The organism is Pseudomonas sp. NPDC087612 (assembly GCF_044743505.1).
Lineage (GTDB): Bacteria > Pseudomonadota > Gammaproteobacteria > Pseudomonadales > Pseudomonadaceae > Aquipseudomonas.
Genome location: NZ_JBIUWO010000013.1, coordinates 20,902 through 38,479 on the forward strand (window position 1 = coordinate 20,902; position 17,578 = coordinate 38,479).

The following is a 17,578-nucleotide window of genomic DNA, read 5'->3' on the forward strand; positions in this document are numbered from 1 at the left end:
AGGGCGCGATGTAACTTTTAGCGTGTATCGCCTGGAATTGGTCTTGGCCTGAGCAGGTATGAGAATGACTCCTCGTACCCCTCTTTCATGCCATCGGTGTAAGCGGCAATCAGGGCGTGCAAGTCAGGACCAAGCTCGTCCCCGCTCGCCAAGACGCCACCAATGCGACCCATGATTTCCGACATGATCTTCACGCGCTCGCGCGACAAGCTTGCAGGGGTGTTCTCGCTCACACCGCTGAAGATGACCGGTGCTATCGCAACCGAGATTTTCCTCACCAGCTCATTCACGTCTAACTCAGATATTTTCATCGTTTCCCTCTGATCATCTGCATAGCGGGTCCATTCTTTTTGAGATCGGACAGCATCATCTGGTACGCCCGATTAGACGCACGATTGACCGATTCCTCAATTCTTGCAAGTTGGGCCGCGTCAGGATCGCCGTGGATCTCGATCTGATTGATGATCGGTGGAAGCCCGGAAGAAGCGCCGGACTGCGATGCAGGCGCAGAGCCCTGCGCTGGAACTCCAGCGGACTCCACATACCCGCCGCTGGCATACCCCTTCCTGTTGAGCCGATCGAGATGGTCGCGCATACCTGGCTGGCTGACGACCTCCTTGCGAACCACGTACTCACCGCCGTGTACGACTCCCTTTGGTTCGAACTTGCCACCGTCACCGGTGTAACCGCCAGCCGCGAACCCAGACCGCGAGACCGTCTCACTGAACCCAGTCATGGTGCCGCTGCCGGCTGCCGCTGCGCCACCTCCACCACCCAAGAACCCTAGGGCCGATCCAAGGAAGCCGGCAGCGGCCTGCCGCACCTGAATCCGGATGAGGTCAGCCACCACCTGGTCCGCGAAGTCCTTAAACGACAGCTTGCCGGTCTTCACGAAGTTGACCACGGCGTCTTCCATGTTGCCGAAGGCGTTGCTGAACAGGTTTCGAGTCTGCCCTGCGACATCCCTCGCACTGTCCATGTAATCCTGGAAGGCGCCGCGGGCACCGTTGCTCCAGTCGGCCTGGGCCTGGTCGATCTGCGCCCATCCTTCGCGCTGGGCAGCTACACGCTTCTGGAGGAACTCTCGCTCGATATCGATCTGCACCTGCAGGTCCTGACGCTGCTTCTCGCCCTGGGCATTGGCCAGCTCGGTCTGCAGTTGAAGGATTCGGTTGTTGGTGTCCTGCTCGATCTGCAGGCGCTCTTGCATACGGCCAGCGTCCCTTTGCCCCATGCCCACGGCGTCCGCCTGCGCGGCGTACTCCATGCGCTGCGTGGCTAGCTGCCGCTCCATCTGCGCCCGGTACTGCTCTGCCTGGGTGAGGCCTTGGGCGCCCTTGATTGCTGCAGCGTAGTTGGTCGAAGACTGGGCCAGCGCATCGTTGTACTGCTGCTGGGTGATCTTGCCTTTCGACAGCAGAAGCTCAAGCTGAGACTGGCGCTCGACGTACTCTTGCAGGGCGAACTTTGCAGGCTGGGCGGCCTTGTAGAGGTTGTCGAAGGCTGTTTGGGCCTCGTTCAGCTTGCTCGATAGTCCTTTCTGCCCGGTCGGCGTCTTGGTCTTCTCGGTGGTATTACCGTCGATCTGATCCAAAACCTCTTGAACCATCTCGGCGACCGTCTTGGTTTTTGCCGATGGCTGCGATTGTGCAGCAGGCTGGGCCTGACCAAAGGTCAGAAGGCTAGCCCCTTGCAGGTTCTGCTTGGGCTCATATTTCTCTACCAGTGAAAGGCCCTTAGCGTACCGGACAGTCTGATCAATCACCGTCTGGATGGCGTCAACCTGGCGCTTGGCACTCGACTCGGCGTTCTCAGCCATGGTCTTCATGGAGCGCCCCTGGCTCTCCATTTGCGACTTGATGGCTTCAGACGCGGTGATCGATGCCGTGAGCTGCACGCGCAGCCTGTCTTGGTCTTCCTTCTTGCCATCCTTGACTGCCTCCTCGTACTTCTTGAGGAGATCCGTCTGTTCGCCGATCAGTCGCGCATATTCAACTTGCTGACTGTTGAAGCCAGCCTTCGCGGCTGTGTAGGCAGCCTCTTGAGCGGTATTCGCGCCCACCAGGTCGCGGGTTTGTGTCAGCTGGGAAATGTACTTCTCCCAGGCCTGGGCCCCACCTCCGACAGCCGCCGCTGATGCCTGTTGAGCACTGGCTAACGATTTCGTCGAACCGGTAGCACCATCCATCGCGGCCTTGCTGCGATCCAGCAAGCGTGCGTAGTCGTCCGCCTTCAGGCTGCTGGACGAATACTCGGCGCCGATCCTGACCAGCTCGTCGCGGTAGATGCTAGAGAGTTGGGTGTTGCTGGTCAGCCAGCCGGTCAATGAGTCCAGCGAGCGCTGTCCATTCCGGACCTCTTCGAACATCTGCTTGAAGGTGTCGGTCGACTCAATACCGCTGGCCCCCAGTGAATTCAGGCCATCGAAAGCCCGGGTGAAGTACTCACCGAGGGCGCTACTGGCATCCTTTGCCGCGTCACGCTGCGCCTCCATCCATTTGGCTGACTGAAAGCGCTGCTGCTCGGCGCTGAGCTGACGGTATTTGACGATCGAGTCGTCCAGCGTCAGGTTCTGATCGATCAGCGACTGAGTTGCGTTGTCGGTGCTGGACGAGAAGTAGATGGCGGCGCCTGCCGCCACGGTCAGCGCTGTGGTGAGCAGACCTATAGGCCCTCCAGCCAGCGCCATGAGGCCGGCTGAAGCTCGGGCGCCAAGCGATTGCGCGGCATTCAGGCGAACTTGTGCGGCGTTTTGCGCCACGACAGCAGCCGTGTCAGCCTCACGCAGAGTCGTGAGCCGGGCCTGGCCTGCCGCAAGCTGGCCCTGAATGATGATCTCTTGTCCGGCAGTCTGGCCAAGTGCGCGCTCCGCTGCGGCCTGCTGCAATGTGACTGCAGCCTCGGCCATTCTGATCTCAGCAAGTCGGGTCAACGACTGCTGGCGACCAACATCATTGATCTGCGCCTGGAGGCGCTGCGCCTCTAGCGCGCGATCAGCTGCTAGCTGCTGCTGCACTGTTTGAAGCTGGGCAACGGTATTTGCCTGGGCCGCTCTCGCCGCTGCGGTCTCGGCTATCGACCGCTGAGTGATCGAAACTGCAGCGGCTTGCTCGGCCACGGCCTTCCGAGAGGCTTGCGCCGTAGCTACGGTGGCCGCCACTTCTGCCTGCCTCTCAGCGACCACCTGCTGCTGTGTGGCCGCCACATCGGCATAGCGAGCCTTGGTCGCAGCCGCAAGCGAAACCACCAGGCCAGTTCCGACCTTGGCTGCGTAGGCACCAGTGATGGCCATGAGCACATCGGTGTTTTCCGCCACCGTCTTCAGGCCATCGCCGCCGACCGCTACCAGGCTGCCAAGAGCATTGGCAATTCCCTGGATGCCCATGACCACTTCAGGCTTGGCGAGCGAACTGGCCAGGGCGTCTACCGAGCTAACAACCGGGTCTACGTTGATCTGTCCGATAGCGGCCAGGAAGTTGTTTTTCAGCGCGACAGACGCCTGCTCGAAGCGGCGCGGCATCTTGTCCAATTCACTGTTCAGCGATGACAGCGATTGCAGGAGCGCGTTCGTAACCACATCGGATGTGATCTTGCCGTCAGCTGCCATCTGGCGAATTTCGCCGTTTGTGACGCCGAGATAATCCGCCAAGGCCCGGGTAATACGAGGCCCTTGCTCCATGACAGAGTTCAGCTCTTCGCCACGCAGCGTCCCGGAGGCTAGGCCCTGAGAAAGCTGAATCGCTGCGTTAGAAGCCTCTTGCATCGTTGCGCCAGAGACCACGAACGCCTTGTTCAGGGCGTCCGTTACATTCAGCAGCTGTTCCTGAGTGAAACCTGCGCCTCGAGTGGCGTTTGCCAGCCTGGTGTACAGTGATACGGTCGACTCAAGCGAGCTGCCGGTGTTGTTGGCCATGGCCAGCAGCTTCTGGAAGGACTCGTTCGCATTGGTCGTCGATGTGCTGACCAGTGCCAACGAGCCTTGCATGGACTTGAACGAGTCGGTGAGGCGCAACACCTCACGCGTCACGGCCCCCACACCAAGGGCAGCAAGTGCGCTGCCCGCGGCGCGTGCAGCAGTTCCGAGCCCTCGGACGTTTACCGTAGCCTCGCCGCCGGAGTCACTCAAGCCGTTGAGACTGGCCCGAAGCTGGTCGATCTGCTGCCGTGCATTCCGCGAATCGATGACTATCGCGAGGCGGGATTCCTGAGCCATGCCTTTCTCCGGGCGTAAAAAAACCCGCCGGAGCGGGTCGTCATGTTGTTTTCGGTCTACCTTGGCCTTGTTTCTGCCATGGTCCTCAAGCAGCCGCTATAGAAATCATTCCTGAAGTCGCTGACCGCCGAAGCCTTCATAGGCTCGGTGCTGTACCTGGGTAGCTTGAAAGCCTCGACAAATGCAATACGAACAATCGAGTTAACCTTGGCCTCCGCTGGATCTGCGATCTTCGAGGCCTGCTTATCAAGAATTGCCAGTGCCTCGGACAAATTCTTTCCCTTCTGCCTGTACTCCATTGCACCCTTTGCCGCTGTATCGTATGCCTTGCAAGGGTCTTCTTCTGTCGCTTGAGCTACTGATGAAGCGAGCACCGCCGCAATGAGTAGTGGTCGAGTCAGTATCATTTCCAGCACCTCCATATGATGCCGGCAATCTACCACCATCAGCAGGAAGCGCCAAAATCCTGAATCCTTGAGTGCCGTCCAGCCTCAGTACTTATCGCGAAATCGATTTGCGACACGCACCAGGTAATTCATGATTGCTCGCTCGCGAGCTTTGCCATGGGCGTTTGGGTGAAGAAATGCAATAAGCGAATAGCGATCTTCTTCGAACAGGCCCTGGGTGTACACCAGGGCAGCGTCCTGATTGGGCGCACCCATAGGGCAAGTACGATCATGCTGCGGGCGCTTGTCAGGGAACAAAGTAGGAGGCAAGGCGATGTGAATGTGCATCAGGCCCGCCTCAATCGCAGAGTCAGGCTTCACGTAAGCCGCCTCTCTTCCGAAGTACTGAGGAAGCCATAGTCGATCACTCGAAATATACCGAGAGAAATCGGAAATCAGCGCACTCAGGAGGCCGGGATAATCGATAAGGACATCGCGGAATAAGGCGTCAAAAGTCTCGGAGTTGAACTCAACGACTAGCGACATCCATCAGCTCACAAGGCGATGAAGGCGGTTTGTTGCCATGTCGGCCAGGGCTTTCAGGCCGTCAGGATCAATTTCGCTCTGGAATACTTGTGGAGTGTTGAGGCGCTGATTGATCAAGATCTCATTGCGCACAGCAAGAGATCGAGTCTTAGCCAACTGACGGCGCAGAGCTAGGTACTCCTCGCCGATGATCGGAAGCGCCTCAAGCGAGGCGCTTGCCTTGCTCGCCTCCTCCAGCTCACGAATGCTCTGGATTATCTCTGCATACGGGTGCTCGTTAAGCACAGGCCTTGGGATTACGATGTCAGCCGCAAAGATCTGACAGGTTTCTTCCATCGACTTGTGTAGCTGGCGAAGTGAAGCCATCGCGTTTTTGATGCTTTTGCGCAATTTGGCCTTTTGCTCAAGCTCGTGTTTCGAGCTGGCGCCAGGCTTGATGATCTCAACCACCTGAGGAGCAGCTGCTGCAATTTGAGCGCACGAGGTCGATATGCTCAACGCCAAGCTGAGCATCGCTACCTTCGAAAATGGAACCTTTGCGCTGGACATGCTGCCCTCCTCGGGCGTGAATCAAGCAGATAGTGCTTTGGGTGGAAGCATAACGCCACCGACTGTACAACTCAATTGTGGTTGCTGCCCTTCTAGACCACTGACACCGATACCCCGCTTATTTCTACCCTCTCCTGTCCGCCCATCCAGCGTGGATGGAAAGCCAGTACCGGGCCCGCTCGGCGCCGTAGTAGCTTTGTGCCTCCAACGAACTGACCCAGTCCGTTGCCGGAAAGCCCATGGACTGGGGCGCTGATGACCTAGGAGGTAAGCTTGAGCAGTTTTGAAGGAGCCTTGATTACGCATCGAGGCGTAACGTTTGCCGTGGTGATCGTCAAACATCACTACACGTCGTCATCAAGCTCCGCACAGCCAGTCCGCGAAGCTTTCCAGCCGCACTTTCCAGGAGTGCCCGTTGTTCTGGCGTCACAAGATTCCCGGGGAACCTTCCGGTATCACGGTCGACCAGATCTGGCCAAACTTCTTGCAGGACTTCACCCTTCACAGATTCCCTGGCGGAAATATCACACGTAACTGAGATCGGCTCGCTGCCGTCGATTGGATGCTGCTGGATGTTCATGCTTGCTCCTACGGCCTGACCGCGTCAGTCGTTACTACTATGCTCCGCCCAGTTGGTGCGAAACTCTTCATCCAGGGCGAACACCGCGGCCTCAAGCTCGGCGCGGTCAATGGCGCTCGGGTGTAGGGCCAGGTACTCACTGACCATGCCTGCGGTGATCGGCGCCGGCGCGGCCATCATGCCGACGTACTGCCGGGACCGGCTGATCGCGTTGTAGGCGTCCAGCAGCTGGTCAGTGACCGGATCGATCTCCGGGGCCGGCGGCACCGCAACTACGCCGCTCAGGCGTTCTCGCTTCCAGCGCTTTTTCTCGTTCTCTTCGCCCGCCCAGTCGCGGCCCCATCGGTAGACGGCGAGAGCTTTCCCACCGACTCCTTGATGCGCTCCTCGGACCGGATGGCAATGTCAGTCGCGACCTGGAGGGCAGTGAAGTAGATGTCTGGCCGAATAGCGATCAACAGCTTTCCGCGCTCCTTGGTGTAAGGCGCGATGACTCCAGGCGTCTCAGCCTCCTCCACGCCCTCCCAGTCGAGAATGATGTGTTTGCACACTAGGTCGACCATCATGTCGTCAGAGCTGTCAAGGCTTGCGATCTCAGCGTTGGCAGGATCGAAACCATCAGTACCTACGCCGTAGCGCACGTCGATTGCTGACTGATGACGAAGGATCAACGCATGGTGCGACTTGAACTTGGGATTTGCTGACGACCCCACCTTGATCCTGACGCCGGGCTCGATATCTACCCAGCGGGTGCCGTCGAGATCCAGTTTCGGCGCTTGTGTGATTACGAGAGCCATAAATTCCTCTGCGGTAGAATGGCCCGGCACACACCGCAGGGCGTGCCGGGCAATGGTTATGCCGTGACGGTGATCGCCGCGGTGCCTTTCTTGGTGCCATCCACGGTGCTGGTGGCGGTGATGGTCGCGCTGCCGACTGCCACACCAGTCACAACGCCGGAGGCACTGACGGTGGCCTTGCTCACATCGGAGCTGGACCAGGTGACGGTCTGGGTCGAGCCAGCCGGGGTTACGGTGGCGGCCAGGTTGGTGGTCGCGGCCACTGCCACACTGGCGGTCGACGGCGCCACGGTTACGCCAGTAGGCGCCGGCGGTGCCGGGCGGCGGGTGATGGTCGGCGACACGCGGCGGGCGGTGTAGGTCAGTTCCACCTGGATGATGTCGGTGGCACCTCCATCTGGCCAGGAGCCGCTGATCTCCATCTCGGGGATCAGGAAGTCGTAGGCACCGTCGGCATTGCCCAGGGTGAACTCGAAGCTGATCGCGTCACCGGTCTGCTGCTTCTTCCACAGCTCGTAGGCCGTCTTCGACCAGCTCAGGGTGATGCTGCCAGACGGCGTGAAGGTGGTCGGGATGATGTTGCCGGCGAAGGGGTTGCCGTTGCCGATGCAGCGCTGGGTCTGCACGGCGTTGTCGAACTGCAGGTTGAAGGTGTCGACGCAGACGTTGTTGTCGCCGACCTGGACCCCGTTTAGCTTGAGGCCGGAGACGTCCTTGAAGCCGTAGCGGCGCTGGAAGGCCTCGGCCACGGGTGTGAGGATGAAGTTGGTGTCGTCGGCCTTGTCCTGCCAGCCTGTCGCAGCGAAGGTGGTGGTCACCTCGATCTCGCCGTCGTTCGACACCTGAATGTTCATGGTGGCGACCTGGGCGCCGGTGGCCTTGCCGGCGATACCGACGTCCGCAGCGTAGTAGCCCAGGCTGAAACTGATCCGGTCGTTGCCCATGGTCAGGACGTTGTTGTCCCAGTCCTTGCCGAAGCAGGAGGCCATGAACTCGTCCAGCGCGCCGTAGCGCATCTTGGTACCGACATCGCCGGCCACGTCCACGGTGGTCTGGGCGGTGCCCTGCGACATGCGGTCTTCGCCGATTTCGTTGTTCTCGGCGGTGTTGTAGGTGGGCCCAACCCCGAAGCTGGTACGCGTCAGCACGTTCCAGGGGCCCGGTGGCGTCACGCCTGGCGTGACCTCTCGGATATGCGCGGTTGCAACCTTGGCACCACTCGACATGGCGTGTTTCTCCTATCAATAGGCGTAAAAAAACCGCCATATGGCGGTGCATTGGTCTTGTTCGAATCAGGCCGCGTCAAGGCCTAGGGTCATCTGCAACTGGTCACGCCAGTATTCGACCTTATGCTCCAGGCCTGGCTTCTTGTTTCGCCAGCGGGCCAGCTCTCTGCCACTCAGGCTGGCGACCTCCTTGGCATCGTCCAGGGCCCGGCAAGCGAGGTCGAACTGCTGCTTCTCATTGAGCTCGCCGCGTAGGAGCGCATCGATGTGGAGGTCGCACCAGACGGCAAAATCCACGTCCAGCCAGCGGGCGAATGAGACGGCCAGCTTTGGGTGAAGCCAGGTCCCACCACTTCGCCCCTTTGCGCTTCGAACTAAAAGGTGGGATTCCCCCACATTTAAGTGGCGGGCCAGCGCGTCCATGTACTTGACCGACTCAGGCAAGCGCAGCCATTCAGCAGGCTTCTTGCCGTAGCGCCTGGCTACATCAGTTGCATTGATCCAGCCGTCGCTGTTGAAGCGCACAGCTTGGCCTTGGTAGTGAAACGGAATGACGTTGCTCTCGATCATCTATGACACCTCGTTCATCAGGCGAATAGATACGCAGCCGGGGCGGACGGATGAACGAACATCCACCGTTCGGCTGTACGGGCCTAGGCTGCGTGTTTGTTTGCCTTACGGCAGAAACTGGGGCCTCAGTAGGCCCGGTATGGAATGGACAGGTTCACCTGGTACCAGCCGTGGCCGTCGTCGCCGATGGTGTTGGCAGAGGCCGCGTAGCACTCGAATGGCCCGGCCGGGTCGCTGTAGAACTGGAAGTGCTCGACCAGCGTGTCGGCGGCCTTGGTGATGGCCAGGGTGCCCTTGTTGCTGGGCACGAACAGCTGAATCATGATGATGCCGGTGCGGCGAACGCACGGGCCGATACCGGTCTCTGGAGCGCTGGATAGACCGGGCACGTCCGCCAGCCTGGCCCAGATTGGCTTGCCTGCTGGACTGAATGGCCCCTGTGGATTGTTCGGGTAGTCGACGGCATCGGCTGGAATCCCCGCCCACTGCTGCATGCGGCCGATGATGACGGCGCGGATCTGTTCGAAGGTCATCTGCTGTAGGCCTGGGAAACGCTGTGGAAGGATGCTTCGTAAATGCCGGCAGGAGCCTGCTTTGAGTGCCCCTGCTCGAGCGACAGCGCGTAGGGAAGTGAGTTCTGGATAAACACCTGCGTGTACGGCTCAAGCCCGCTCATGGCGGAAAGGCCGCGCTGGATCGTCTCGCCGCCACTCTTGTCCAGGTTCTCGGTGGTCGTATAGACCGGCGCGCCAACGCTCACGATGTTGTTGCCTCGAAACCGCCCGGTATCGACCGGCGACCGGAGCACGATCTCGTTGAGCATGGCCAGGGTGATCACCCGCACCCGCTGAGTCAGCGCCTCTTCGACCACGCCGGCGAACAGGCTTGGCGGTGTGCTCCATCCTCGCTTGGCCATGGGTCACTTCCTCAGTTGCACACGATAGGTGGCCGAGGCCGGATCAGCTCGAACCGACTTGACCAGGTAGACCACCTGCTTGGTACGATCCATCAGGTCGGGGGCCGTGATTTTGTGCCCGACATCCGGGGTATCGGTGACCTCGTTGGCCAGCGTAGTGAGGCGCAGATCACCCACGAGGATGTTGATGTTGTCGATCCGGCTGTCTTCATATCGCGAAAGCACACCCCGGCCCGCGTAGGTAACCGGCTGAGCTGTCGTGGTTTCGTTGACCGGATCCCAAACGCCAGGCCCCATGTACTCGCCCGTGAAGGCCAGCACTGCATCTGCCAGGTCCGTGTTGAACGCTTCGGCCAGGTCGGCCTGCAGCTCGTCTCGAAGGCCCATATCAACCCCTCACTATCTTAGCCTGGCCGGTGCCCAGGTATTGGCTCAGTAGCGCCAAGGCGAATGACTCGCCGGCGCTGATCTTTCGGGCGGTCGCCGAGTAGGTCTTGCTGCTGGACACTCCGTCAGCATCTACCGATTTGCTCAGCACCCCGGTTTCCTTGGCCGCAAAGATGTTGCCAGCGGCGGCCTCCCGGGCGACCTCAGCACCAGCCTGAACCACATCGTCCGGTACCGGGTCGAACTCAGGCAGGCCGAGATTGGTGAGCCAGGTGTTGGTCATCAGTACCGCCCGGGCCTTCTGGTCGTGGGGTGCCCAGGTCGGCCCAAGCAGGGCGTCTACCTGCTCGACGGTGATGTAGATGGTCATTACTTGGCCTCGTCCAGCAGCTTCTGCAGGTCTTCCGCGCTCGCGTCAGGACCGAATTGCACGCCCTTTTCGTTCAGGGCCGCCTGCAGCTTTGCCTTCAGCTCGGCTTCTTCGGCAGCCTTCTTCTCGGCGGCGGACTTACCGGCCTTCGAGCCTTTGGCCTCCTTGATCGGCTCAGGATGCTCGTAGCCATCGGGCGCGAAGCGCGCATCGATGATCTTGTAGCCTTTCTGCCGCAGCTCGGCTTTACGCTCTGGGCTGACCGGGTGCTTCTCGTAAATCACTTTCTCGCTCATGGCGATCTCCTGGGGAAGGCGCCCCGGAGGGCGCGGTACCGGTTACTTGGTGGCGTCACCGATGGTCAGCACACCGGCCGAGGCCTTGATGCTGTTCGCCACCAGGTCCCAGTTGGTGCCGGTGGACAATTCGGCGTTGGTCGGCGATTTGCCGCCGTTGGCGGTATCCCATGTGTAGCCCTTGAGGCCCAGGCCGAAGGTGTAGTCGGCCTGCATAGTGGTCTCGATGCGCTCCTTGCCGTTGGAGGTCTCGATGTTGGTGATCAGGTCAGAGCCATCCATCACCACTGCGGCGCCGTCAGCCAGGCTGAGCACCTTCTGCTTGTTCGGGGTGCCGGCCTCGTACAGCGCCGGGGCGTCGGTGATGATCACGGCCTTGCCGAGGATGTCGACCACCTGCACGCCGGAGAACTGGAACAGGCGCTCGGCGTTGGCGAGGTTCTGGCCGACCAGCTTGTGGTACATGGCGCCGGTCATGACCTGAGCCACCAGGCGCTGGGAGGCGTCGCCGAACAGAGCGTGGGCATTGTTGATCGCCACGTAGGTCACGCCAGCGGTGGCCGACACATCGTTGGTGGCCCCCGGCTGGTTGCCGATAGCGCCGGCCAGGGCCGAGATGGCGGTGTTCAGCTGGTCCGACATGATGGCTTCGGACAGGTTGCGGCTGATCACTTCCAGCGCTTCCTCCGGGTTCTTCTGGATCCAGGAGAGCTGGGAAGGCTCCCACAGGATCGGGCCGAAGCCACCTGCGATCTTCACCGAGTCGTACTGCTTCTGGGACAGGGGAGTCGCGGCCTGGTTACCGTTGGCGGCGTAACGATCGACGCGCCGCTGGGCACCGTGCAGGCCAGCCCAGAACGACTCTTGCAGGAAGTCGCCGTCGATGCCCTGGGTGGTCAGGCGGATGGCACCGGCCGAGGACGCGTTGAACTTCTCGACGTCCTGAGCCAGGGTCTCGATGGTGATGCGTTTGAGGTATTCGTTGAATACCTTCATGTTCGAAAGGGCCATTGGGCCTCCTTATTCGCTCGCGGTCAGGCTCTTGATGGCTTCCAGGCGATCAGCCTTGGCGCCACCGAAGCTACCCTTGGTGTTTTTGGAATTGCCACCGCCATTAGGAGCGCCACCGCCATTGGCGCCGGAGCTCTTGAGGATGTGGTCACGATGGGGGTACTGCGAGACGAGGGTTTCCAGTGCTTCGTTGAAGTCGGCCAGCTCACCAGGTCGGGAACGGCTGAAGATCTTCTGGCCCTGGGCGTCGTAGGCAACGACCTTGCCTTCCTCAATCTTAAAGCTGTTGCCGAAGGTGGCTTGAACCATGTCCGCCGGCACTGCCATCTTCTCAGCGATGAACTGCGAGCGGGCGAAGCTGCCGCCGATCTTCTCGGCATACAGCTGCTGCTCGAAGGTCTGCGCCTTGCCGTTGGCTTCGTCCAGTTGGGTCTGGTAGGCCTTGCTGATCTCGCCCTTTACCTTCTCGATCTCACCGGCATCCACCAGTTTCTTGGCATCGAGGTTGGCGACGATCTCCAGGGCTTTCTTGGCGGCCGCAGCATCTTCGATGCCTTCGAACGCCTTCGCAGTCTTCTCGAAGCTGTCCGCGCGCTCACGGTGCGACTTCGCCTCGGCATTCAGCCGGGTGATGGTGTTGCGAGTGCCGACCGCATCGAAGGCGACCTCTTTGCCATCGTCTTCGATATACACCGGCTTGCCATCCTGGATCTCAGCGTATTGCTTGCCGTCCAGTTCAACAGTCTTGAGTTTCATCTCGTCTCTCTGGGCCATCCGGCCAGTTGGTGAGCCATCCGGCCCCATTGCGCCCCGTCCATCCGAACCGCAGGCATAAAAAGCCCCGGCGCCTGGCCAGGGATGTTTGGTTTTCACTCGGAGTGATCGAGGTTAGGCTTCGCTCTAACCATTTCAGAAAAAGATTCAGGAGCATGCATTGGAAGTTGCTACCCCCAGTCCCACCAAATGGGCCACGCTGATCACAATCCTGGGACTTGTCGTCACTCTCTCCGGAGGGATCATGACGTGGTACTCGAGCCACCAATCTACAAAGCAAGCTGCCGCTGAAAGTTGCATTCGACGTGTGGACAAACAGGAATTACTCATTCGAGAAAAAGCTGAACTGCTTCTGGCCAGCATCGCGGCACTGGGAAGCAAATCTCAGGATCCTGAACTCACCGAAGAAGGTTTTCACAAACTTGGCCAAGACGTTCTGGATAGCGCAATGCGCTTAACCGCCTATTCCTCCCCGGAGCTGACAGTCGCCACCTACAAACTCTCGCGGGTGATTCTGATTGGGCTGATGGCTCGTACGACCGAGGAGAAAATTGTAGCCATAGGAGAGGCGACAACCGCGATGAAAGGCTGGCCAGCAACATATTTCGACCTCATGGAGAAATACAATCAGAGGAGAACTGCCTGCTTGAACTAAGCGCCGCGCCACGAACTTACATACCAGCATTTCGTGGCGCGGATTTACTTCAGGCGGTCCTGCAGCTCTTCCAGCGTCAGGAGCCTCCCCTTGTCGTTGTAGAAGACTTCCAGATTCAGGCCACCCTCACGCATTAACCGCGCCCGCGCCGGTCCGAGAATCTCGTCCTGGCGGGCTGCTGGCTGACGACGCAACCAGTCGGCGTATGTGGTCGACTGCGGCACCTGACCGTCCATGCTGGCCCGCGTCGCGCTATCGCTGAATCCAAGCCTGGATGCACTCTTCAGGATCGGCAGCTTGGTGGACCGGCAGCAGAAGTGAACCCGCCCAGGTCCGGCAAGCCATGGGATCTTGTGCCCGATCGGCTTGTAGGTGCCCAGCGTGTACGGCAGGCGGTCTCTGATGCGGCAGGTAGTCGAAGTTCGCGTGTCCAGGGTACTGAGCCATTCAACATGGCTGATGATGTCGCTGTTGGCCTCGTAGGCGGCGTCACTGGCCGTTTCGGCAGTGTGCGATATAGCGGACCGGACGACCGCCTCAACTTCGCGCCTGGGCTTCTGCAGGATGCCGTCGGAGTAGTTCTGTGCCCGGGTGCCCATGACGGTGCGGACAATATCGGCAGTCGTGCGCCCCTCAATCACGCCAGCGCGGACGGCATCGCGAACAGCAGCGGCGCGGTTCGCCTCAATGCCGGCCATCCACTCCCTGAGCAGACGCCCTTGGAATGGCCTGGCCTGGGCGATGGCTTTGACCTGGCTGAACGTAGGCGTAACGACAGGGAAAGCCTCTTGCACCACTGCAGGCAGAACTGCTCGCAGCGCACCCTGCTGGAAAGCGAGCTCGTAGCTGATCAAGCTGTCGGTGGCCTGGTCCAGGGCCTGACGGATCTCGACGAACGTGGCCTGGTTAAGGCGCAGCACTTCAGCCAGCGCCCTATCCACTGCCGGTGCCGATAGATCGGTACCGAGATTGTCGATCGCCTCAATGAATGCAGCCCGCAGCTCGGCGTCCTTGCTGTTCAGGATCTTGATGATCGCCCTGACCTGGCCATTGCTCAGCCTGGAAAGGTCAACCTCATGCCCGATCAGTTCATCCAGCAACCTCTCGTTGGCCGTCTTCATCACAGCGCACCGAGTGCAGGGCCTTGGGACTCGATTTTCTCAAGCTCTTCGGGCCAGTCGTATTCGTCACTGATCACACCGCGGCGCTGCATCTCGGTGAACAGCGTTTCCTTGGAGATCATGCCAGCGTTCGCCATAGCCACCAGGGTCGGAAGCGACACCTCCGGCATGTAGTCCACGTCGAAGTTTCCGCGCATCTCGACCGCGCCACCCTCGCCGAGGCCACGATAGTCGGCCATGTACTGCAGCAGCTGCGCTAGGCAGTCGCCGAAATGACTTGCCATGCGCGCCAGCGGAGAAAGCTCTTGAGCTGCTTCTTCCTCCGCTTGCGTGGCGGTCTTGGTCGCAGCCTTTTCAGGAGTCAGTAGCTTGGCACCGGCCATGCGCATCTCGCCGATCAGGTCCTGCAGCGCCGTACGGCCGGCCTCGACCGCCTGACCGGTGTGCTCGACATACTTGAGGTCGCCGGTGGCCGGCAAGTCGGTCAGCGCGCCGGTGCCTACCTTGAACTCTGGCGGCACCGGTTGGCCCTGATCATTGAACATCGGTTGCACGCCAATCCGCACCAGAATTGGCACTCGAATCACATGCAGGATGTTGTCCTGGTCGCTTTGGCTCTGCCAGTGCTTGACGTTAAGGTGAGCCAGTTCCAGTAGCGGAGGCTTCGCGGTCATGAAGCCAGTGCGGCCGGTGTAGAACGTGACCCAAGGGATGCTGGTCAGGCTGTTGGTGCCCTCGTCATGCAGCGCCCACACGCCGCCCTTCTCGGCGCGGCGGTAGGTGCGCCACTTGCCAGGTTCCAGCACCCGGACCTGCTCGACGCACTTGGCGCCGAAGTCGCCGTCCTCTTCCTCGATCACCTCGATGTAGCGGACCATGGTGAGGACGCCGCCCTTGGAGCGCCAGCCCAAAACCTGCTCTGGCTTCACCAGGACGACGTAGGGACGCACACCGGCAGCCTGCTCATCTGCCTGGGTGCGAACACCCTCAGCAGGCGGGTGATCAACGAACGCATGGCACAGACCATGGCTCAGGCCTTCGCGGAAGAACTCCACCGACCAGGAGTTGAGGTCATTGCCAGCGAAGTCGATATCCTTGGCCATCACCTGGATGGCCTCAGGCACATCGTCACCGACCTGCAGCGGCTCGGCGAACACCCGGGAGGTCATGTTGCTAACCGTCTCGGAATAGGCCGGCAGCAGCGTCGAGAGGCGCAGACGCTCCTTGTAGGAGTCGTCATCCTCGGCGGGGTATTGCGGTAACAGGGTCTTGCCCGCCGCGCGCATCGCCATCGTCCCGCCCATGAGCGGCGTGATCACGGCCCAGTAGGCGCGCATGGCGTCGACCGCGGGCAGCGTGATACTTGGGTTATCGCTCATGGTCACATTCTCAGGGATTGACTTGTGGTCATTGCCACGTTGATCGGGTAACGCTTGCAGATGAAGTAGCCGGCGGCGTCGTTCATGTGGTCATGACCCTTTTTCGGGTCTTTGTCCGGCTCGCCCTTGTCGTTGTAGGTCTGGCGCTCAAGGCACAGGGTGAGCTGTGGGCATTGATCGACATTCACCTTCAGTCGTCGCTCGCCGTAGGTGTTCATGAGCATGGCATTGACCGAGTTCACCCGGTCTTTGACGCTAGGGTTCTGGCTATCCACGATCACCGTAAAACCCGCCTTGCGCAGCAGGGAAAGATCTGACTCGCTGGCGTTTTTGCTGCTGGTGTTCTGGCCGCTGGCGTCGGGATAGACCGCGATACCATGTCCCGGGAAGCGTGCCTTGATTTTCTCGATCATCTCGGGCGTGTCGCGCACCGAATGGAATTCATCCAGGGCCAGTGGCAGTCCTTCACGTACCACGTAGACCACCGCCGCCATCTTCATGACGTTGAAGTCCATACCGATGTGCAGAGCCTCACCGGGCTTGATGCGCTCGCTGGTCCGGCTATCGTTGCGGCTGAAGGTGTAGTAGACGACGCCAGCGTAGTTCTCGAAGCTGGCCTCGTACTCCTGCCGGAACGTACGCGGGTCCATCTTCCGCCTGGCCGCATCCAGCTCTTCGGCTGGAACGTTGCCGCCCTGCAGCGAGGTGTAGAGCCAGCTCTTGTGGTCAGGCTCTCCACCGGGCTGGCCGTCGCGGTAGGTGTCGAAGCAGTGGTTAAACCCCTTCGGCGTGCCGATGCGCAGAGCGTGACCGCCCTTGCACTTACCAATTCCAGGGACGACGTACTCGCAGGTCGAGAGCATCGGCCGCAGGACTTCTTCCCAGGCAGCCCACTTGCAGTCGGCCCATTCGTCCACCAAGACAAAGAACAGGCCAGAGCCGCGCAGGTCGTCGTAGTTCTCCAAGCCCACGCAGCGGATCAAGTGACCGCTCTTGAGCGTGATCAGCATGTCCGATTCGTTCGGCTTGCAGTCGCGCCATCCCCGAGGGATAGCCTGCTTCAGTCGGCGCCAGAACACCCGGCGGGCCTGCTTTTGTGTCGGGGCGGCGTACCAGATCTCGTCCTCGACGCTCACACCCCATTCAGCAGCCAGCCGGGCAGCGCGGCGCATTTCTGCCTTCCCGAGGAAGGTCTTGCCAAATCGGCGGCCGCATACCGCGTCACGGAAGCGCGCATTCCGCTGGTAACCCCAGACGTAGATGTTTGCCTGTTTCGGCGTCAGCTTGACCGGTGCCTCATAGGTACGGGGTAGCAGGGACATTCTCATCAGGCTCCAGGGTGTACTCAGCTACGGCGTGCTGCTGGTCCGCCTGGGAGCCCAGGGGCTTGTCGGGTTCGATCTTACGGTTGACGTACATGTCGCCGCATTCCTTGGCTGCTTGCTCGTACAGCTGGGCAGTCAGCGCCAGGTTGCGCATGTTCTCGGCCTTCTCGGCCATTCGCCCAAGGCCGCGCAGGCGGAACGCGCGGTTGGCAATGGGGATCTCCGCCGTTTCCTCACGGAAGCGCTTGCGGGTGTCTTCGAATAGGGTCCGCCACTTGGCTGCCAGATTGGCCCCGGCACGCTTGGTTGGGTCGTGCTGCTCCACCTGCTGGCGAGTGACGTCGATGTCGAACTCTTGCTTAACGGCTTGTGAGACCTGAGTAGGCGTGTCGAAGCACGCCAAAGCCTGAACGATGAAGGCTTTAACATCGCTTTTCAGGGCTGCCATAGATTGGATTCCGTCTCATGCCTGTCTCA

The 17,578-nt window shown here is 60.4% G+C and carries 21 protein-coding genes; 1 reads left to right on the forward strand and 20 read right to left on the reverse strand.

All coding sequences use genetic code 11. The features are described from left to right. Positions 1-17: 17 nt before the first annotated feature. From ACIOVF_RS23950 to ACIOVF_RS24025, 16 genes are all read right to left on the reverse strand, one after another. The gene (locus ACIOVF_RS23950) at positions 18-311 is read right to left on the reverse strand and encodes a hypothetical protein (RefSeq protein WP_401292930.1); all 294 of its coding nucleotides are present in this window, start codon (positions 309-311) and stop codon (positions 18-20) included. Next, positions 308-4,213, reverse strand: a complete 3,906-nt coding sequence (locus ACIOVF_RS23955; RefSeq protein ID WP_401292933.1) for a phage tail tape measure protein — start codon at positions 4,211-4,213, stop codon at positions 308-310. Before ACIOVF_RS23955 ends, ACIOVF_RS23950 begins: the two co-directional genes overlap by 4 nt. A gap of 56 nt (positions 4,214-4,269) precedes the next feature. Continuing rightward, positions 4,270-4,620, reverse strand: a complete 351-nt coding sequence (locus ACIOVF_RS23960) for a hypothetical protein (RefSeq protein WP_401292936.1) — start codon at positions 4,618-4,620, stop codon at positions 4,270-4,272. Between the two features lie 84 nt (positions 4,621-4,704). Continuing rightward, positions 4,705-5,145 carry a type II toxin-antitoxin system YafO family toxin gene (locus tag ACIOVF_RS23965; protein WP_401292939.1) on the reverse strand — a complete coding sequence of 147 codons (441 nt, stop codon included), beginning with the start codon at positions 5,143-5,145 and terminating at the stop codon, positions 4,705-4,707. Between the two features lie 3 nt (positions 5,146-5,148). Then, complete coding sequence (locus ACIOVF_RS23970) at positions 5,149-5,694, reverse strand: hypothetical protein (RefSeq protein ID WP_401292942.1); 546 nt, start codon at positions 5,692-5,694, stop codon at positions 5,149-5,151. A gap of 604 nt (positions 5,695-6,298) precedes the next feature. Next, entirely contained in the window at positions 6,299-6,541 is a 243-nt protein-coding gene (locus ACIOVF_RS23975) for a hypothetical protein (protein ID WP_401292945.1), read from the reverse strand. A gap of 14 nt (positions 6,542-6,555) precedes the next feature. Then, complete coding sequence (locus ACIOVF_RS23980) at positions 6,556-7,071, reverse strand: hypothetical protein (protein ID WP_401292948.1); 516 nt, start codon at positions 7,069-7,071, stop codon at positions 6,556-6,558. 56 nt (positions 7,072-7,127) lie between these two features. After that, positions 7,128-8,297 carry a phage tail tube protein gene (locus ACIOVF_RS23985; RefSeq protein WP_401292951.1) on the reverse strand — a complete coding sequence of 390 codons (1,170 nt, stop codon included), beginning with the start codon at positions 8,295-8,297 and terminating at the stop codon, positions 7,128-7,130. A 66-nt stretch (positions 8,298-8,363) separates the two neighbouring features. After that, on the reverse strand, positions 8,364-8,867 hold the full coding sequence (locus tag ACIOVF_RS23990; protein ID WP_401292954.1) for a KilA-N domain-containing protein: 504 nt from the start codon (positions 8,865-8,867) through the stop codon (positions 8,364-8,366). A gap of 125 nt (positions 8,868-8,992) precedes the next feature. Continuing rightward, complete coding sequence (locus ACIOVF_RS23995) at positions 8,993-9,400, reverse strand: phage tail terminator-like protein (RefSeq protein WP_401292957.1); 408 nt, start codon at positions 9,398-9,400, stop codon at positions 8,993-8,995. Next, a complete protein-coding gene (locus ACIOVF_RS24000; protein ID WP_401292960.1) occupies positions 9,397-9,783 on the reverse strand; it encodes an HK97 gp10 family phage protein in 387 nt (128 codons plus the stop codon). Before ACIOVF_RS24000 ends, ACIOVF_RS23995 begins: the two co-directional genes overlap by 4 nt. Positions 9,784-9,786: 3 nt before the next feature. Beyond that, a complete protein-coding gene (locus tag ACIOVF_RS24005; RefSeq protein WP_401292963.1) occupies positions 9,787-10,170 on the reverse strand; it encodes a glutamate 5-kinase in 384 nt (127 codons plus the stop codon). Between the two features lies 1 nt (position 10,171). Beyond that, positions 10,172-10,540, reverse strand: coding sequence for a hypothetical protein (locus ACIOVF_RS24010; RefSeq protein ID WP_401292966.1), 369 nt, complete (start codon positions 10,538-10,540; stop codon positions 10,172-10,174). Next, the gene (locus tag ACIOVF_RS24015; protein ID WP_401292969.1) at positions 10,540-10,836 is read right to left on the reverse strand and encodes a hypothetical protein; all 297 of its coding nucleotides are present in this window, start codon (positions 10,834-10,836) and stop codon (positions 10,540-10,542) included. The genes ACIOVF_RS24010 and ACIOVF_RS24015 overlap by 1 nt, the downstream gene beginning before the upstream one ends. Before the next feature lie 42 nt (positions 10,837-10,878). Next, positions 10,879-11,847 (reverse strand): major capsid protein, encoded by a 969-nt coding sequence (locus tag ACIOVF_RS24020; protein ID WP_401292972.1) that lies wholly within the window; start codon positions 11,845-11,847, stop codon positions 10,879-10,881. A gap of 9 nt (positions 11,848-11,856) precedes the next feature. After that, positions 11,857-12,603, reverse strand: a complete 747-nt coding sequence (locus ACIOVF_RS24025) for a DUF6651 domain-containing protein (RefSeq protein ID WP_401292975.1) — start codon at positions 12,601-12,603, stop codon at positions 11,857-11,859. A gap of 178 nt (positions 12,604-12,781) precedes the next feature. On the opposite strand from ACIOVF_RS24025, the gene ACIOVF_RS24030 reads away from it, so the two are divergent. Continuing rightward, on the forward strand, positions 12,782-13,276 hold the full coding sequence (locus ACIOVF_RS24030; RefSeq protein WP_401292978.1) for a hypothetical protein: 495 nt from the start codon (positions 12,782-12,784) through the stop codon (positions 13,274-13,276). A 44-nt stretch (positions 13,277-13,320) separates the two neighbouring features. Here the strand turns inward: ACIOVF_RS24030 and ACIOVF_RS24035 are convergent, their stop codons facing one another. From ACIOVF_RS24035 to ACIOVF_RS24050, 4 genes are read right to left on the reverse strand one after another with little or no spacing between them, the layout of a single operon-like run. Beyond that, complete coding sequence (locus ACIOVF_RS24035; protein ID WP_401292981.1) at positions 13,321-14,397, reverse strand: hypothetical protein; 1,077 nt, start codon at positions 14,395-14,397, stop codon at positions 13,321-13,323. Beyond that, positions 14,397-15,776 (reverse strand): DUF4055 domain-containing protein, encoded by a 1,380-nt coding sequence (locus tag ACIOVF_RS24040; RefSeq protein WP_401292984.1) that lies wholly within the window; start codon positions 15,774-15,776, stop codon positions 14,397-14,399. The genes ACIOVF_RS24035 and ACIOVF_RS24040 overlap by 1 nt, the downstream gene beginning before the upstream one ends. A 2-nt stretch (positions 15,777-15,778) precedes the next feature. Further along, positions 15,779-17,098: a terminase gene (locus ACIOVF_RS24045; protein ID WP_401292987.1), complete on the reverse strand. Its 1,320-nt coding sequence runs from the start codon at positions 17,096-17,098 to the stop codon at positions 15,779-15,781. Beyond that, positions 17,073-17,549, reverse strand: coding sequence for a DUF2280 domain-containing protein (locus ACIOVF_RS24050; RefSeq protein ID WP_401292990.1), 477 nt, complete (start codon positions 17,547-17,549; stop codon positions 17,073-17,075). The genes ACIOVF_RS24045 and ACIOVF_RS24050 overlap by 26 nt, the downstream gene beginning before the upstream one ends. Positions 17,550-17,578 lie beyond the last annotated feature (29 nt).

What these genes read in the sequence shown, in the direction of transcription:
- ACIOVF_RS23950 (WP_401292930.1), bottom strand. Translation starts at nt 311, where the DNA reads ATGAAAATATCTGAGTTAGACGTGAATGAGCTGGTGAGGAAAATCTCG.
- ACIOVF_RS23955 (WP_401292933.1), bottom strand. Translation starts at nt 4,213, where the DNA reads ATGGCTCAGGAATCCCGCCTCGCGATAGTCATCGATTCGCGGAATGCA.
- ACIOVF_RS23960 (WP_401292936.1), bottom strand. Translation starts at nt 4,620, where the DNA reads ATGATACTGACTCGACCACTACTCATTGCGGCGGTGCTCGCTTCATCA.
- ACIOVF_RS23965 (WP_401292939.1), bottom strand. Translation starts at nt 5,145, where the DNA reads ATGTCGCTAGTCGTTGAGTTCAACTCCGAGACTTTTGACGCCTTATTC.
- ACIOVF_RS23970 (WP_401292942.1), bottom strand. Translation starts at nt 5,694, where the DNA reads ATGTCCAGCGCAAAGGTTCCATTTTCGAAGGTAGCGATGCTCAGCTTG.
- ACIOVF_RS23980 (WP_401292948.1), bottom strand. Translation starts at nt 7,071, where the DNA reads ATGGCTCTCGTAATCACACAAGCGCCGAAACTGGATCTCGACGGCACC.
- ACIOVF_RS23985 (WP_401292951.1), bottom strand. Translation starts at nt 8,297, where the DNA reads ATGTCGAGTGGTGCCAAGGTTGCAACCGCGCATATCCGAGAGGTCACG.
- ACIOVF_RS23990 (WP_401292954.1), bottom strand. Translation starts at nt 8,867, where the DNA reads ATGATCGAGAGCAACGTCATTCCGTTTCACTACCAAGGCCAAGCTGTG.
- ACIOVF_RS23995 (WP_401292957.1), bottom strand. Translation starts at nt 9,400, where the DNA reads ATGACCTTCGAACAGATCCGCGCCGTCATCATCGGCCGCATGCAGCAG.
- ACIOVF_RS24000 (WP_401292960.1), bottom strand. Translation starts at nt 9,783, where the DNA reads ATGGCCAAGCGAGGATGGAGCACACCGCCAAGCCTGTTCGCCGGCGTG.
- ACIOVF_RS24005 (WP_401292963.1), bottom strand. Translation starts at nt 10,170, where the DNA reads ATGGGCCTTCGAGACGAGCTGCAGGCCGACCTGGCCGAAGCGTTCAAC.
- ACIOVF_RS24010 (WP_401292966.1), bottom strand. Translation starts at nt 10,540, where the DNA reads ATGACCATCTACATCACCGTCGAGCAGGTAGACGCCCTGCTTGGGCCG.
- ACIOVF_RS24015 (WP_401292969.1), bottom strand. Translation starts at nt 10,836, where the DNA reads ATGAGCGAGAAAGTGATTTACGAGAAGCACCCGGTCAGCCCAGAGCGT.
- ACIOVF_RS24020 (WP_401292972.1), bottom strand. Translation starts at nt 11,847, where the DNA reads ATGGCCCTTTCGAACATGAAGGTATTCAACGAATACCTCAAACGCATC.
- ACIOVF_RS24025 (WP_401292975.1), bottom strand. Translation starts at nt 12,603, where the DNA reads ATGAAACTCAAGACTGTTGAACTGGACGGCAAGCAATACGCTGAGATC.
- ACIOVF_RS24035 (WP_401292981.1), bottom strand. Translation starts at nt 14,397, where the DNA reads ATGAAGACGGCCAACGAGAGGTTGCTGGATGAACTGATCGGGCATGAG.
- ACIOVF_RS24040 (WP_401292984.1), bottom strand. Translation starts at nt 15,776, where the DNA reads ATGAGCGATAACCCAAGTATCACGCTGCCCGCGGTCGACGCCATGCGC.
- ACIOVF_RS24045 (WP_401292987.1), bottom strand. Translation starts at nt 17,098, where the DNA reads ATGTCCCTGCTACCCCGTACCTATGAGGCACCGGTCAAGCTGACGCCG.
- ACIOVF_RS24050 (WP_401292990.1), bottom strand. Translation starts at nt 17,549, where the DNA reads ATGGCAGCCCTGAAAAGCGATGTTAAAGCCTTCATCGTTCAGGCTTTG.